The following is a 16,382-nucleotide window of genomic DNA, read 5'->3' on the forward strand; positions in this document are numbered from 1 at the left end:
GCAACTATTTGCCTGCATGGAGTGTTATGATTGAAACAGAATTTAACATTGGGGCAATACACTTAGCAGCGCTAGACAATCAAGGTGTTGGTAAGGTTGTGATTGGTTTACACGGGTATTTGGATAACGCAGAAAGCTTGAGATTGCTCGCGCCTTATCTACAAACCCACCGCTTTATTGCAATCGATCTTGCAGGCCATGGTCGTTCATCTCATCGCGTGCATGGAGCGCATTACAACCAAGCAGATTACCTGCAAGACTTGTACGCCTTAATTGAGTCCCAAAATTGGGAAGAGGTTATTTTACTGGGACATTCACTTGGGGGAATCCTTGCTAGCTTATTCGCCGCTCTTTTCCCAGATAAAGTCTCTGCCGTTATTAGTATTGACGCATGCGGCCCGCTTACAGAAAGTGAAGAGACTACTGCATCGCAAATGCGTGAGTCTATTATCAGTCGCCATGCCAAATCTCGCAATAAGTTACGCATCGTCGATTTAGAAGATGCCGTAAAAGCGAGATGCAAAATTTCAGATATTCCGGAAGAGCACGCCCGTTCAATATTGTCTAGAAACTTAACCCAAGATGCAGGCGGACACTGCTTTTGGTCAAGCGATCCTAAACTTCGTACAAAATCATCGCTAAGGTTCACAGAAAAACAGGCAGAAACTCTCATGCGTGCTATTGTATGTCCTGTACTTTTTATCGGTGCATCTAATAGCTTTAAAAATCTCGAGTCAGTCTTTCCAAAAAGGAAGCGGTGGTTTTTAAATGCACAATACGAACAATTAGTAGGCGGTCATCATATTCACATGGAAAATACTGATGATGTAGGGCTATTAATTCGCAATTTTGTTGAGCAATTGTAAATTGTGGCGTTTATTTTTTTTTACACTTCCTATACTATTCGCAAGTTATCAGACCAGTTACATGGGTACGTCTTCAAAAGTGCTCATTAAATAGTATAAGAATAAAGTAGAGGAGGTTTTGGTGGAAAAAACCTGGCTTAAGCATTACGACCCTCGCGTTTCCGCAGAAATCGATGCCGATCGTTACGCATCTGTAGTAGACATTTTCGAGCAGTCGGTTAAGAAGTTTAAAAACAAAGAAGCCTTCATTAACATGGGGCACTCAATTTCGTTTGAGGAGCTAGATACCTTATCAGCGCAGTTCGCTGCATACTTACAGTCTAGCGGCTTAAAACGCGGTGATGCTGTGGCAATTATGATGCCTAACCTCCTTCAGTACCCCGTTGCTATGTTTGGGATATTGCGCGCAGGTATGGTTGTGGTTAACGTCAACCCTCTTTATACCGCTCGCGAGTTGAAGCACCAGCTAAACGATGCTAACGCTAAAGCTATCGTTATAGTCGAGAACTTCGCTTGTACCCTCGAAGAGGTCATTGCAGATACTAACCTACAAGAAGTCTTTTTGACTTCACTGGGTGATATGTTGCCTGCTCCTAAGCGATGGGTTGTCAACGCGGTGGTTAAGTACGTCAAAAAGATGGTGCCTTCATTCAACCTGCCTGAAACGACTTCATTTATGTCGGCGGTTAAAAAAGGTCAGTCTCTTGAGTATAAGCGTCCAGATATTGATAGTGGCGATTTGGCATTCCTTCAGTATACAGGTGGAACAACCGGTGTTTCTAAAGGGGCTATGCTTACTCACCGCAATATGGTGGCAAACTTAGAGCAAGTGTCAGGCATTCTAGAAACCGTGATTGAAGAAGGCGAAGACTTTGTTGTTACTGCGCTTCCGCTCTATCACATCTTTGCGCTTCTGGCGAACTGCTTGATGTTCGTAAAATACGGTTGCCGTAACTTGCTTATTACCAACCCCCGCGACATGCCGGCTTTTGTAAACGAACTTAGCAAATATCCGTTTACCATTTTACCTGGCGTAAACACGTTATTTAATGGCTTGCTAAACACGCCTGGGTTCAGCGAACTTGATTTCAGCAAGTTTAAGTTTGGTTTAGGCGGCGGCATGGCAGTTCAGCGCCCCGTTGCTGAAAAGTGGGAAAAGGTTACTGGTACCGTACTTCTTGAAGGTTACGGCCTGACAGAGTGTTCACCTGTTGTTGCGGTAAACCCTCCACAGATTGAAGCTTACAAGGGCGCAATCGGAATGCCGGTTCCTTCTACGGATATCAAGCTTCTAGATGACGACGGTAACCCTGTAGAAAAGGGTGAGCCTGGTGAAATGTGGGTGAAAGGTCCTCAGGTAATGAAAGGCTATTTGAACCGCCCAGAAGCAACAGAAGAAATTCTAAAAGACGGTTGGTTAGCTACAGGTGACATTGCAACGGTAGATGATGAAGGTTACTTCTATATTGTTGACCGTAAAAAGGATATGATCCTAGTGTCAGGCTTTAACGTGTTCCCTAACGAGATTGAAGAAGTTGCAGCAATGCATGACGATGTTGTTGAAGCGGCTGCGGTTGGGGTCCCTCACGAAGTCAGCGGTGAGGTTGTAAAGCTATTTGTAGTTAAAAATAACGAATCGCTCACTGAAAAAGATGTTATCGCGCACTGCCGTAATCATTTAACAGGTTACAAAGTGCCTAAGCAAGTTGTCTTCAAAGATGACTTACCAAAAACCAATGTAGGTAAAATACTGCGTCGGGAGCTTCGAGACTAATTTCATTGAAATAGTTTTTTGAAAGCCGGCGTTAGCCGGCTTTTTTATTACTGTGCAAAAATATGCAATATCAATTAATTACAACAACTGAACAACTCGAAAAAGTGTGCACTGCAGCACAACGTCAAGAGGCAGTAGCCTTAGACACAGAATTTGTAAGAACCAGAACTCTTACTCCTCATCTAGGCCTCATTCAGCTTTATGATGGCCATCAACTTGTGCTTATTGACCCGCTTGCTATAGATAACATGGGCCCGTTTATCGAGCTTATGGAAAATACCGAAGTAGTAAAAGTACTGCACTCGTGTTCAGAAGATATAGAGGCGTTTCTTACCGCCTTCGATACGGTACCAACGCCCGTGTTTGATACACAGTTGGCAGGTAGTATTTTGGATATGGGGCCATCGCTGGGCTACGCAAAGCTAGTAGAGTTGTTATGCGATATAACGTTAGATAAAGGTGAGTCGCGAACAGACTGGATAGCCAGACCCCTTCGCGAATCGCAGCTTAGCTATGCAGCAAACGACGTATTGTATTTACTACCATGCTACCAGCAGCTAGCCAGTAAAGTGCAAGAGGCGGGTAAAGTGCATTGGATTTACCAAGAAATCGCATTACTGGTTGATAAAAAACGCGCTCAAATGCCAGAAGATTTTGCCTACTTAAGCATTAAGAACAACTGGCGATTAAACAGCGAGCAGCTTACGGTATTACAAGCGTTAGCCGCATGGCGATTAAACACAGCGCGCAAGAAAGACTTGGCTTTAAACTTTGTTTTCAAAGAGGGGCATCTGTTTGAAGCAGCCCAGCGTCTTATTGATAGCAAATCTGGCCTTTCGCGCATTAACGGCGTGAATCACCAGTCGGTGCGTCGCTACGGTGACACTATTATCACGCTGATTGAAGAGGCGAGAGCAAAATATGCGCAAACGCCAGAAAAGCTTAGGCTTCCCGTTGTGCTGCGGCTAATCGATATTGCTAAATACAAGAAGACCCTTGCCGAGCTTAAAGTCATCAGCGACAAGATAGCGAAAGACAATGCCGTTAATAGTGACGTTATAGCCTCTAAAAAACAGCTAAATCAATTGTTAAAATGGTACTGGTTTCCAGTTGACGAGACCCGTGTACAAGGTTTAATACCTGACGTGTTGTCTACTTGGCGTGAGCCATTATTTCGTCCTCACGTAACCCGACTGTTAGGCGACGCGCCTTCCCAGTAACCGTCTACAAAACAACGTGGGCGTGCAAAAGTGAAAAATTCACGGCCGCGCTCATTACTAAGCGAGTAAATTATTTATGTTATGCGCAGTTTATAAAACGCGAAAAAAAGAAGGCATGTATTTATATGTGCCCAAAAAAGATCATTTTGAAGATGTACCTGAAGCGCTGATGCAAACCTTTGGTCGCCCGGAATTAGTGACCATAATCGCTTTAGAAAAACGGGAAAGACTAGGTATGGTCGATAAGCAAAAGCTCATTGATGAACTTACTGAAAAAGGTTTTTACCTACAAATGCCTCCTAAAGAAGACAACCTATTAGAGCAGCATCGCGAATCCCTCGGCTTGTCTAAAAATCCGGATAAAAAGTTTTAAATATTCATGTTAGTAGAGATAATAAACCGCTTAGTCGCTCGACTGATGGTTCACACTAAGCGTAGTAGCTATAGTTTGCTGGACAAGCCGCTAAACGTGGCCGTGCTTATATCGAGCATCACCTTAAGCCTTTCGGTTTCGGCTTACGCTGAAAACAAGCCGAGTAGTGACAATGGGCTTAGTGAAGAAGGCTTTAAACGCTATGTCGCTCAGCTTAAAAACGAAGCAGCTGCAAAAGATATAGATAAGGCTACGCTAGAGCGGGCGTTCATGGATATCACCTTTAGACCTACCGTCGTTAAATCTGATAAAAGCCAGCCAGAGAAAAAAATCACTTTAGATGACTATCTAGCAACGCGAGTCCCTGACTGGAAAGTAAAGCAAGCGGTTGAACAGTACAACGAACATAAAGCTCTACTTGACGAGATTGCTGAAAAATATGGCGTTCAAGCACGCTTTATTGTTGCGCTTTGGGGTAACGAGTCTAACTTTGGTAAAATTCAGGGCAATTTCAGCGTACTGTCCGCATTGGCATCTTTAGCCTATGAAGGGCGAAGAGAAAAGCTGTTTAAAGATAATTTTTTTGCCGCACTTCGCATACTTGATGAAGGGCATATCGATGTAAAAGCCTTTAAAGGTTCTTGGGCTGGCGCGATGGGCCAAACTCAGTTTATGCCCATATCGTTTCTAAATTACGCGGTAGACTACGATGGCGACGGCAGAAAGGATATTTGGGGCACCAAAGCTGACGTATTTGCGTCAATCGCTAACTACTTGTCATCTGAAGGGTGGGATAGTGAAGGGACATGGGGACGCCAAGTAACACTGACCAAGCCCGTGCCTTTTTCAGGCCTCTCAAAATCGAATATGAAGCCGCTATCTTTTTGGAACTCAAATGGCGTTAGACGGTATAACGGCAGCGAGCTTCCCAAAGCTAATGTTGATGCGTCACTGATTATGCCGGATGGTGAAAAAGGCCGAATCTACTTGGTGTATAACAATTTCCATACGCTAATGAAGTGGAACCGTTCGTCTTATTTCGGCGTTTCGGTTGGGTATTTATCTGAACGAATAAAGCGAGGTTACTAATGGTATATCGTCATATTGATACCCAAGGTAATGAAATACCATTACCGGTTGGCAAAGTGCTATGCATAGGTCGAAATTACCTCGACCACATTCAAGAGATGAACTCTACGGTGTCTGAAGCACCGCTGCTGTTTATGAAACCGAAGGCTGCTTTGTGCCATATGCATGAGCCCATTGCTATTCCCACTGACAAAGGCGAATGCCATAACGAACTTGAAGTGTCAGTACTGCTTAAGTCACCGCTTAAAGATGCCAGTGAAGATGACGTAAAGGCCGCAATATGGGGAATTGGCCTTGGGCTTGATTTAACCCTTCGCGAAATCCAAGCAGCGCTTAAAAAGCAAGGGCAACCTTGGGAAAGGGCCAAGTCTTTTGATAACAGCGCGCCATTGTCTGGCTTTGTTCCCTACAGTGACGTGGGGAATCTTGATGATCTACGCTTTACCTTAATTATAAACGGAGAGGTCAGGCAGCAGGGGCATACCGAACTCATGCTGCACAAAATCATTCCTCTAATCGCTCATATGTCATCCATATTTACCCTAGATAGCGGAGACGTGATCCTTACCGGTACGCCAAAAGGGGTAGGTAAGTTGAGCCCAGCAGATAAAGTTGAAGCATCGCTACATAGCTTACTCGCTTTAAATACAGAGGTAGTAGCAGAATGACGGTAGCATTTTGGGAAAATAAATCGTTAGAAGAAATGACCCAAAAGGAATGGGAGTCTCTTTGTGACGGTTGTGGTAAATGTTGCTTGCAAAAGTTTATCGACGATGAGGCTGTTGAAGAATACGAAGTCACCGATCACATTAACGATAACGAAAAAATTCACTACACCAACATTGTTTGTTCGTATTTGAATACTAAGAAGTGTGAATGCACTCAGTATGAAAGACGCACCGAGCTTGTACCAGATTGTGTAAAGCTAACGAAAGAAAACCTCAAAGATATTTTCTTTATGCCTAACAGCTGCACTTATCGACGCCTTTATGAAGGGAGGGGGATACCCTCGTGGCACCCTTTACTAAACAAAGGTAAGAAACACGTAATGCACGCGAAAGGCATGTCGGTACGTAACAAGACGGTGTTTGAAAGCGATGTAGATCTCAACCATTTCGTAGATTATATCGCTATTTGGCCGTTAGAAGATTTAGACTAAACATAGCGAGTGGTCACTGCACAAGTTCAATACCTCACTTTTGTAAGTTTTGAACTTAGATTAAAGAGCGTGAGTGTAATGCGGTCGCCTAGATTATACTTGCGCTTTTATTACTAAATTTTCAAAGGCTTGAAGATGAGAAAATTGAGCACTAGTGTTTCGATGTTGTTGTTATCCACTACTTGTTTGGACACATCAGTAAAAGCACAAAGCCTAGATGCTAGCTACAGCGGCTCAGTGAGAGTGCGTTATGAAACGCTTAATAATCCAATTTTCCCTACCGATGAAAATACCCGCGACAAAACAAATGAGCGCCTCTCAACCCGAATTAGGCTTAAAGGTGAAGCGACCTATGGGAATTGGCATTCCGTCGCTGAGATAGAAGATTCTCGCGCATATCTCGATGAAAATGATCCAACCCTCAAGTCTTCGCAGGTGAATACGCTTGAACCAGTGCAGTTATATATTTCCTACGAGGGCATTAGTGAATACATAGATAGCGTTACTATTGGGCGAGTAACGCTCGATCACGGTAGCCGTCGACTGATTGGGCGCACACGATTTAGAAACGCTACGAATAGCTTTGAAGGGGCACTCATTGATGCAAATTGGTCTGGGTGGCAAGTTCGTGGTTTTTATTTATTGCCACTGTCTCGCTTTCCGAACGACTCAGCCTCAATCGATAGTAATAAAAGGGCTTTTGATAAAAGTTTTAGTAATCAGAAGTTTTTTGGCGTTTATGCTGAATCAGAAGATAACACTTGGAAAGTACATAGCTATTGGTTAAAAGAGTCCGATTCAAAGGAGCTTGCGACAAAAAATCGCGACCTGTTTACCCTGTCTCTGGATTATTCAAAAACCTTTTCCGAAACTTGGAAATACAATATAGAGGCGATAGGGCAAACTGGTCAGGCTAGGCAATCTGCATCGACAACGGACATTGACGATAAGGACGTTACCGCTTGGATGATACATAGTCACATCGGCAAGCAAATCAGTGCTGGTACTTTTATCAGAGCAGAAATTGATGCAGCAAGCGGTGATGATGATAACACCGATGACACGATAAAAGCCTTTGACTCTCTTTATGGTCTACGGCGGTTTGATTTCGGCCCTACGGACGTTTACCAAACATTTTCTCGTAGCAACATATTGGCACCGGGGCTAAGAGGCGTTACAAAGCTAAATGACGCTAACACGCTTATGCTGGGGTACAAAGGACTCTGGCTTCAAAAAGTGGCTGAAGGTGAAGAAGACTTTCTAGGGCACCAAATAGAGTTTCGCTGGCGATATCAAGCATCTGCGCCACTAAGATTCGAGCTAGGAGGTGCATACCTTGCCAAAGGTGAAGCGTTAGAAACAGGTGCATACCCCGATAATTCCATGTACGCCTATACGGGCGTCATGTACTCGTTCTAAGTGTAATTTCAGATAATCGTAAAGCACTGCCACGGAAGCAGGAAATGTTAGACTTGTGGATGGCCTGCTTTTCACTATTCAGTTGTTTAGGCAGTAAGTGCATAGAGTAGCGCGTCTCTTCCAAATACGCGCTTTCTACACAGCCCTTCTTTCACTCCACCAATTCGTTCGGCGACGCGCAGACTCGCTTTGTTGTTTGGTTCGACAAAGCACTCAAGTCGATGCAGATTCATTTGTGAGAATGCGAGTTTTTTTAGCGCTTCACACAGCGCCGTCGCTAAGCCTCTACCGCAAGCATCGGGTCTTAGCCAGTAGCCGAGGTTAGCGGTCAAGTGGGTGTGGTGGATATGATTGATAATACCCATGCCTAAACACTTTTCGTTATGGATTAATAAATACGTCAGACCGTAACCTGCCTGACGGGCCTGCTCCATATTAGTAATACACTGCTTTGATAACGCAGGCGTGACAGGGCACACCGCAGCGCCAAACCAAGGTTTTACATGATGAATCGACTGTTGTCCCGCATCGCAAAGTGCATTGCAGTGTTTCTCTGCGATGCGCTGTATGCTAATTGGGCCTTGCTCAGTATGTATGGGAGGCAGGCGAGAGGGCAGAATGGATAAGTCGATCAAAAGGGTTTCTTATCCAGCAAACGGCAGGCAAATACAATTGCAAATACAGCAAAATAAGCAGCAAAGATAATTTGCATCCACTCTGCCATTCCCATAGACAAAAACTGCCACGAGTCTTCTAAACAGTCACCTTCAGCAGCAAACACTGCGGGCAACCACTCATGAAGTTGAAGCCAAGACGGAAAGTTAGGCACTATTTCGCAACTAGCAAAAAATGGATTCGCAGCGTTAAGAATACCTACATGCTCTTTGGCAATTAAAAAGCCCCAGCCAGCAGATACCGCCCAGCCAGCAAAGCCAAGCATGCGGGTAAACCCGTTGTTTTTTATAATTACCACTAATGCCGACAACACAATGCCGTACATAGCAGTGCGCTGATAAATGCACATAATGCAAGGTTTAAGGCCCATACCGTATTGAAAGTACAGGGCAGCAATTTCCAATGCTAGTGATGTAGCAAATAGCACAAGCCACGAAGACTTGTGCTCTGCCCACTGGCTTATGCCGTGAATAATACCTCGCATGGCTTAGTGACCCACTGCTTGTACGCCTGCTTCAGCAGCGGTGTGATGCTCAATGAGGTGCATGTCATAAAGCCACTGAGTAGCGTCCGCTAGCCCAATATAGGTTGCGACTAAGCCTACAATAGTAAGTACAATTGTGTAGGGCAGCGCCATCATCACCATGCGGCCGTAAGACAAGCGAAGTAGCGGAGCAATAGCAGACGTTAGCAAGAACAAGAATGCCGCTTGACCGTTTGGCGTCGCAACACTTGGTAAGTTAGTACCTGTGTTAATTGCTACCGCAAGCATATCGTATTGGTCACGAGTAATTTGACCTGCTTGTAAGGCCGCCGTTACTTCCGTGATATATACTGAGCCAACGAATACGTTATCGCTCACCATCGAGAGCACACCGTTAGCCAGATAGAACATCACCATTTGCGTTTCGCCCTCAAACGACAGCACCCAATGAATAACTGGCTGGAATAGGCCTTGGTCAATAATAACCGCTACAACACCGAAGAATACGCAGAGCAAAGCAGTAAACGGTAATGCTTCTTCGAATGCTTTTCCTAGCGCATGCTCTTCGATTACACCGCTCATCGATGTGGCTAGCACAATAACAGACAAGCCAATTAAACCGACCGAAGCCATATGTGTAGCGAGACCGACGATTAACCAAACGCCGATAAGCGCTTGTACTACTAATTTAGCGGTTTCACGCTTACTGCGACCCTTGTCCATGTGGTCGTTATAATCGACCAAAATTTGTCTAACCGCGGACGGTAGTTTTGCGCCATAAGAAAACATGCCGGTCTTTTCTAACACTACGGTGGTTAACAGACCAAATACAAAAACAGGTAAAGTAACAGGCGCCATGCGTATAAAGAACTCAACAAAGTCCCAACCTGCTTTATCAGCGATAATTAGGTTTTGAGGTTCACCTACCATGGTCATAACGCCGCCAAGTGCTGTACCTACCGCTGAGTGCATCATTAGGTTGCGCAAGAACGCTCTGAAATCTTCTAGGTCGTGACTTCCTAGTTCGTCGTCACTGGTGTGATCGTGATCAGAATGGAACTCTTTGCCTGACGCCACTTTGTGATAAATAGAATAAAAGCCCAAGCCCACGCTTATGATTACTGCTACTACCGTTAGCGCGTCGAGGAATGCAGATAAAAACGCAGAGGCAAAAATAAACGAAAGCGAAAGTATTAGCTTATTGCGTACCTTGATAACCAGTTTGGTAAACAAGTACATAAGTAAATCTTTCATAAAGTAGATGCCTGCTACCATAAATACAAGCAGTAGCAGTACTTCTAAGTTCACTTCAATCTCATGCATCATATGACCGGGTGTTGTCATACCGATAAACATGGCTTCGATAAGAAGGAGTCCACCTGGTTGAAGCGGGTAGCACTTAAGCGCCATTGCTAGTGTAAAGATAAACTGAATGACAAGCGTCCAGCCAGCTATATATGGGTCCACCATAAAGATGAAGGGATTAACAATGAGAAAGGCAATAATGGTTTTTTTATACCAGTCGGGCGCATGTCCCAGGAAATTCTTATAGATCGCCGCGATCATTGAGGTTTGCATGAGTTCCTGTTCCTTTTACAACAAAGCACGCATTTTGCGCATCTTTATACTGTGTAGTTCCGGTTATTGCATACTTAAACTGCTGGTGCTGTACGATTTAATTCGTCTAACCGCCGTTTCGTTGCTGTCATTATAGTCGGAAATTAAGCGTACATGATATTACCGCCTTGAGAAAGCAATTCACAGACCCCACCATATGAAAGTCACTGAATATTTATCACTTTTTTGACGATAAATATCATTAAGATAGAAAATGCTGACTATTTCGAACATAAAGTGAACAGCGAATGCTTTAGTGTCTCTGAAATAACACTTAGATTTTAACAAGTTGTTAAAAGCTTCGGTGGACTAGGCATAATTCATTGTGATAATAAAAGAGCATCTGGTACAATCAGTTGTAAAATAACAAGAACGTGCAGGCGATTAGTTATGATTTATAAGGCACAGAGTCCAGCCGGATTCGCCGAAGAATATATTGTTGAATCTATTTGGAGTGGAAGGTTTCCACCTGGCACCATTTTGCCTGCAGAGAGAGAGCTTTCTGAGCTAATTGGTGTAACGCGAACCACTTTGCGAGAAGTATTGCAGCGTTTGGCACGTGATGGCTGGTTGACTATTCAACATGGCAAGCCGACCAAGGTAAATAACTTCTGGGAAACGTGCGGTCTGAACATTCTTGAAACCCTGGCTCGCTTAGACCAAGAGGGCATTCCTGAGCTTGTTGATAACTTGCTTGCCGCGCGTACTAATTTAAGTGCTGTTTTCATTCGAGGTGCAATCCGCAACAACCCTCAAGCGTCTGCAGATATCATAGCTAGATACAAAGACGTTGAACAAGAAGGCTTAGCTTTTGCGCAATTTGATTACCAGATGTCTCATGATTTAGCGCTTGCCTCTAATAACAACGTTTTCGTTTTGATGATGAACGGCTTTCGCGGGCTTTACTCGCGAATTGGCGGCTACTTTTTCTCGCACCAAAAAGCACGGGATGTTGCAAACAAGTATTATGCTGACTTGCTTGAGGTCGCTGAAAAAGGCGAATACGAAAAAGTGCCAGTAGTGGTAAGGAACTACGGTATTGAGAGTGGCAAAGTCTGGCTTTCTATTCGCGACGAAATGCCAAACGACTTAGTAGATTAAAGGTTCTGAACTCTCATTCTGGTTATCAAAGCTGCGCCCTGTAGTCGACCTGTAGTCGTTAAGAGAGCTAGATTGAAAACACCGCATGTTCTAAAGAACCTGCGGTGTTTTTGTATGTGAGCTAGATGGATTTAACTTTTAGTAGAGCTGGAATATTTCGTAACATTTAATTTTAAACTCGCTATCATTCACGCTAGAACCCCATTCTCATTTATATATACTCAAATAAAAGAACACGGCTTAGTGTTTCGTTGGGCATTTTTGAATGCTGGTAAATACAAAGCGTTAGCAAAGCCTCTAAAAGGAAGAATTGATGAAATATATATGGATAGCGCTTGCTGCAGGCGGACTGATGTCAGGCTGTAGCCTTGAGAACAAAGCGGAAAGCGTTCAACAGGAATTAGACAACACGGCTCAATCGGTTATGTTAAATACGAAAGTAAATGCACCAGTTGCGAAAAAAGTGCCCTATGAAATGTCGGCGCATGGGGTTACCAGAAGGGACAATTATTATTGGATGCGTGACGATTCTCGTACTGATAAAGAGATATTGGCGCATTTAGAGCAGGAAAACAGCTATTTAGAAACAGTGCTTGCTCCGCTCAAAGAAACTCGTGAAGCGCTTTATGAGGAGCTGGTTTCTCGCATAGAGAAGGATGACTCTACAGTTCCAGTATTCGATAATGGCTATTGGTACTACACCCGTTATTCGGGAGAAAACGAGTATCCGGTATATCTGAGAAAACCAACGCTGGATGCAGATCCACAAGTGTTGCTTGATGCGAACGTCATGTCCGAAGGACATGACTACTTTAGTATTGGAAGTTACTCGGTGAGCAGTAACAACACGCTAATGGCGTACTCCGAAGACACGCTTAGTCGTCGAATTTATACCGTTTATGTAAAAAACCTGGAAAGTGAAGAAAAGCTCAATGACGTACTTGAAGGCACATCAGGCAGCGCGGTATGGGCAAACGACAATGAACATTTGTTTTATGTGAAAAAAGACCCGCAAACCCTTTTGGGTTATCAAGTGTATCGCCATAAGTTGGGTACGCCCCAGAAAGATGATGTACTAGTTTACGAAGAAAGCGACCCAACGTTTTATACTTACATAAGTAAAAGCAAAGACGACAGCGTCATTTATATCCATCATTCAAATACTGAAAAAACTGGCGTGACCTTGATTGATGCAGATAAACCCACGTCTGAATCGGAAGTATTCCTACCTATTAAAGACGGTCAGGAATATAGTGTAGCAAAAGCAAGTGACGGTTATTATGTTTTAACTAACATCGATGCAAAAAACTTCAAAGTAATGAAGGCACCATTAGATGCAACAAGTGACGTGTCGAAATGGCAAGAAGTAGTCCCACATCGTCCAGAGGTATTTCTTCAAAGTATTGAAGTGATGAAAAATCACCTAGTAGTAAAAGAGAAAGAAAACGGTATGCTGCGCATGGTTGTGCATAACCTTATTTCAAATGAAGAAAAGGTTATACCAACTCAAGACCCTATTTATGGAGCGTACTTTAATGCTAATCCTGAAATGGACACTAACAAGCTTAGAATTTATTACAGCTCGTTGACTACGCCAGGCTCTATTATAGACATCAACCTTGATACGCTTGAAAGTGAAGTGATGAAGCAAACCCGTGTATCTGAGACCTTCGACTCATCCGCTTACGCATCAGAGCGAGTGATGATTGAAGCGAGAGATGGTGCACAAGTTCCGGTTTCTTTAGTTTACCGCAAAGATAAATTTAAGAAAGATGGCACTAATCCCCTATATCAATATGCTTATGGTTCGTATGGCGCAACTATTGACCCTACATTTAGAAGCAGCTGGCTTTCACTCATAGACAGAGGTTTTGTTGTTGCTATTGCACACATTCGCGGGGGCCAAATGCTAGGGCGTGAATGGTATGAAGACGGTAAAATGCACCAGAAAATGAATACATTTACTGATTTTATCGATGTATCAAAAGGCCTGGTTGCTAAGCAGTATGCTGATGAAGATCGCGTATTTGCGATGGGCGGCAGCGCAGGTGGCTTGCTTATGGGCGCAGTTGTAAATATGGCTCCTGAACTTTACGAGGGGATAAGTGCTCATGTACCCTTTGTTGATGTAGTAACCACTATGAGCGATGCGTCTATTCCTTTGACCACGGGCGAATATACCGAATGGGGTAACCCAGCAAATAAAGACGAGTTTGACTACATGCTCTCTTACTCGCCTTACGATCAAGTAGAAGCCAAAGATTACCCACACATGCTAGTGACGACAGGGTTACACGATTCGCAGGTTCAATATTTTGAGCCTATGAAGTGGGTTGCTAAACTTAGAGAATATAAAACCGACGACAACTTGCTTCTGTTTAAAACCGACATGGAAGCGGGTCACGGCGGCGCGTCGGGACGTTTCAAGCGGTTTGAATCAACCGCTCTGGAATATGCCTTTGTTTTGCATCTTGCAGGTGTACCACTTTAATTCGATGCTAAGATTTTGAATTTAGCTTTTGATTATAAGCCCGAAAAAGTTGCCACTTTTCGGGCTTTTTAAATTTTTTGTGTTTTTAGTATGCGGATTCTAATTGTTAAGCGTACAGTTTAAGCATGGTGTTGAAACACACTCAAATTTAGCATTCATAGGAGCTGAACATGACTACTACTGACACAATTAAAGGCAAAATTAACGAAGCTGAAGAAATGGCACGTAAAATTTGGTTAGCAGGCCTAGGCGCTTATGGTAAGAGCGTTGAAGAGGCGCAAGGGCGTTACGAGAAACTAAGTGAAGAAGCGAACAAAATGTTCGACGAACTAGTGACTAAAGGCGAAACTCTAGAAGACGATGCTAAGAGCAAATTCAAGTCGACCACTAACGATGTAGAAAATCGCGTGGCTGACGTTCGCAAAAAGCTGGGTCTTGATTCTGAGCCTGCAGATCAACGTATCGAAGAGCTTTCAGCTAAAATCGATGCCCTAACTGAAGCTGTTGCTAAACTGGCGGCAAGCAAATAAAACGATAGTCTGTATTGGGTGCCGCTTGCGGTACCCAATACACAGTTTTTGATGACTCCTTCGCTAGAGAAGGGGCATACAGAAATTGAAATTGAGTGGCAATGAAATCCGGACGTACAATCTTAAATTAAGCTCTTATACAAAGCTTCGAGAATAAGTTCTGACACTAAGCTCTGAATAGCGCTTACATTGCCATGCTTACTAAATCTCCATATCGGAGGCGTTATGAGCAACAAAAATATTCCTAACCCGGAAGCTGTGCCTGTTGTCGAAACAGACTCAACCACGTTAAACGGCACCACTGTTTCACCTCTTAAATCGTCACCCTTTTTTGGATGGCTTTTCGCGGGTTCAGACCTATTATCTGCAAAGTTAGACCAAGCTGCAGGTGTGGTTAGCCAGAGAATCGACGATACTCACGAAACTATTAATGCCATGCAAGTTAAAGGGCTTGAAGTGGAAAGTGAACTTAGACGTAGACTTAATCCATTGGCTTTGGTCGATACTGCACAAAAATTGGTGACATCAACGCCACTATTTTCAGCATTATCAGGTGGTCAAAAACGTCAAAAGAAAGAACAGCAGCTTGAAATGTTGAGTGCAAAAGTGGATTTGCTCGTCGAGCAAGTAGCCCTTTTAGCTGCAAAAGAGGCGGCTAAAAAAGCCGAAGCGGCAAGTACTGCAAGCAAAGCTACTGCCACTAAAAGAGCAGCATCTAAAAGTGCCTCAGCTAAGTCGACCACGACTTCATCAACTACTACCGGCACTCGCAAATCGAGTACAGTAAAAACAGCCACTACAACGGCCGCTTCATCGTCTAGTTCGACTAAAAAGGCCGCTACTGGAACAGCTAACAAGCGCACTAGGGCAAAGTCGACGACAGCTAAGAGCACCGCACGTAAGACAACGGCTAGTACTAAAGCGACACCGACTAAAACTACATCTAGTTCGTCTGAAAGCACTAAGAACGGCGACTAAAAACGTTCAATAAAGATAGTTATTGGTAGTAGCGCCAAATAAATACGCGTATATTTGGCGCTGCTTCATTTAGGCTCGTTTGAGTTATCTTTTTGTTTGGTTAGTAGTTCGGATACTCAGTTCGTGACATGTCAGTGAGCGTTCAGATGTATATATTTGTGTCGTTACTAAAAGAAGCTTTCAAAAGAATCAAAAGCAACTGTAGTTTTCGGGTTGTTCAAACTGCCGATGTTTAACACTTTTTCTTTTAGGCCAAAATAAAATGTTCTTCTGCTTCTTCTGAGTATAAAGGCCGTGCCTAAACTAAAGAGTCCCCCTAGTGTAAATACGACTATAACAAACTCGGCTTTGGAATTAAGGTTGGGTTCCAACTGCCAAACTTTAATTGACATGTATATGCATATTGTCCAGCAGAAAAGATGCATTCCCCATTCAAATAAATAGCTTCTAAGGTTAGGAGTGATAGCGACAATATCGTTATTTATCTTCAATTTAGCGTTGCAGTAACTAGATGCAGCTATTTCTTTTGTAATCGTAATTTCGTCATCCGTTTCCATACAAAAATTCCTTTTGAATAATAAAAACGAGTATAAGAAATATTAATGC

16 protein-coding genes are annotated in these 16,382 nt (G+C 43.5%); 12 read left to right on the plus strand and 4 right to left on the minus strand.

Annotated features, from left to right (window positions below):
- The first annotated feature begins 26 nt into the window (after positions 1-26).
- From V7R55_RS10280 to V7R55_RS10315, 8 genes are all read left to right on the plus strand, one after another.
- Positions 27-866: an alpha/beta fold hydrolase gene (locus V7R55_RS10280; RefSeq protein ID WP_334059385.1), complete on the plus strand. Its 840-nt coding sequence runs from the start codon at positions 27-29 to the stop codon at positions 864-866.
- 121 nt (positions 867-987) lie between these two features.
- A complete protein-coding gene (gene fadD / locus V7R55_RS10285) occupies positions 988-2,640 on the plus strand; it encodes a long-chain-fatty-acid--CoA ligase FadD (RefSeq protein ID WP_334059386.1) in 1,653 nt (550 codons plus the stop codon).
- 62 nt (positions 2,641-2,702) lie between these two features.
- Positions 2,703-3,860, plus strand: a complete 1,158-nt coding sequence (rnd, locus tag V7R55_RS10290) for a ribonuclease D (RefSeq protein WP_334059387.1) — start codon at positions 2,703-2,705, stop codon at positions 3,858-3,860.
- Between the two features lie 76 nt (positions 3,861-3,936).
- Positions 3,937-4,233: a YcgL domain-containing protein gene (locus tag V7R55_RS10295; protein ID WP_334059388.1), complete on the plus strand. Its 297-nt coding sequence runs from the start codon at positions 3,937-3,939 to the stop codon at positions 4,231-4,233.
- A 6-nt stretch (positions 4,234-4,239) separates the two neighbouring features.
- Entirely contained in the window at positions 4,240-5,322 is a 1,083-nt protein-coding gene (locus V7R55_RS10300) for a lytic murein transglycosylase (RefSeq protein ID WP_334059389.1), read from the plus strand.
- Positions 5,322-5,990, plus strand: a complete 669-nt coding sequence (locus V7R55_RS10305; protein WP_334059390.1) for a fumarylacetoacetate hydrolase family protein — start codon at positions 5,322-5,324, stop codon at positions 5,988-5,990. Before V7R55_RS10300 ends, V7R55_RS10305 begins: the two co-directional genes overlap by 1 nt.
- Complete coding sequence (locus V7R55_RS10310) at positions 5,987-6,481, plus strand: YcgN family cysteine cluster protein (RefSeq protein WP_334059391.1); 495 nt, start codon at positions 5,987-5,989, stop codon at positions 6,479-6,481. The genes V7R55_RS10305 and V7R55_RS10310 overlap by 4 nt, the downstream gene beginning before the upstream one ends.
- 135 nt (positions 6,482-6,616) lie before the next feature.
- Complete coding sequence (locus tag V7R55_RS10315; RefSeq protein WP_334059392.1) at positions 6,617-7,900, plus strand: alginate export family protein; 1,284 nt, start codon at positions 6,617-6,619, stop codon at positions 7,898-7,900.
- An 86-nt stretch (positions 7,901-7,986) separates the two neighbouring features.
- On the opposite strand, the gene V7R55_RS10320 is transcribed toward V7R55_RS10315, so the two are convergent.
- From V7R55_RS10320 to nhaB, 3 genes are read right to left on the minus strand one after another with little or no spacing between them, the layout of a single operon-like run.
- Positions 7,987-8,535, minus strand: a complete 549-nt coding sequence (locus V7R55_RS10320) for a GNAT family N-acetyltransferase (RefSeq protein ID WP_334059393.1) — start codon at positions 8,533-8,535, stop codon at positions 7,987-7,989.
- The gene (dsbB, locus tag V7R55_RS10325; RefSeq protein WP_334059394.1) at positions 8,532-9,059 is read right to left on the minus strand and encodes a disulfide bond formation protein DsbB; all 528 of its coding nucleotides are present in this window, start codon (positions 9,057-9,059) and stop codon (positions 8,532-8,534) included. Before dsbB ends, V7R55_RS10320 begins: the two co-directional genes overlap by 4 nt.
- A 3-nt stretch (positions 9,060-9,062) precedes the next feature.
- Positions 9,063-10,637 (minus strand): sodium/proton antiporter NhaB, encoded by a 1,575-nt coding sequence (nhaB, locus tag V7R55_RS10330; protein WP_334059395.1) that lies wholly within the window; start codon positions 10,635-10,637, stop codon positions 9,063-9,065.
- Between the two features lie 429 nt (positions 10,638-11,066).
- Here nhaB and fadR point away from each other — a divergent pair, with 429 nt between their 5' ends.
- The 4 genes from fadR (at position 11,067) to V7R55_RS10350 (ending at position 15,776) form a co-directional block, all read left to right on the plus strand.
- Positions 11,067-11,777 (plus strand): fatty acid metabolism transcriptional regulator FadR, encoded by a 711-nt coding sequence (gene fadR / locus V7R55_RS10335; RefSeq protein ID WP_334059396.1) that lies wholly within the window; start codon positions 11,067-11,069, stop codon positions 11,775-11,777.
- Between the two features lie 313 nt (positions 11,778-12,090).
- Entirely contained in the window at positions 12,091-14,268 is a 2,178-nt protein-coding gene (locus tag V7R55_RS10340) for a S9 family peptidase (protein ID WP_334059397.1), read from the plus strand.
- 170 nt (positions 14,269-14,438) lie between these two features.
- Positions 14,439-14,798 (plus strand): phasin-related domain-containing protein, encoded by a 360-nt coding sequence (locus V7R55_RS10345; RefSeq protein ID WP_025255732.1) that lies wholly within the window; start codon positions 14,439-14,441, stop codon positions 14,796-14,798.
- Positions 14,799-15,023: 225 nt separating this feature from the next.
- Positions 15,024-15,776, plus strand: coding sequence for a hypothetical protein (locus V7R55_RS10350; protein ID WP_334059398.1), 753 nt, complete (start codon positions 15,024-15,026; stop codon positions 15,774-15,776).
- Positions 15,777-15,943: 167 nt separating this feature from the next.
- On the opposite strand, the gene V7R55_RS10355 is transcribed toward V7R55_RS10350, so the two are convergent.
- Positions 15,944-16,333 (minus strand): hypothetical protein, encoded by a 390-nt coding sequence (locus V7R55_RS10355; protein ID WP_334059399.1) that lies wholly within the window; start codon positions 16,331-16,333, stop codon positions 15,944-15,946.
- Positions 16,334-16,382: the final 49 nt, after the last annotated feature.

The organism is Alteromonas sp. S005 (assembly GCF_036864475.1).
Classification (GTDB): Bacteria; Pseudomonadota; Gammaproteobacteria; order Enterobacterales; family Alteromonadaceae; genus Alteromonas.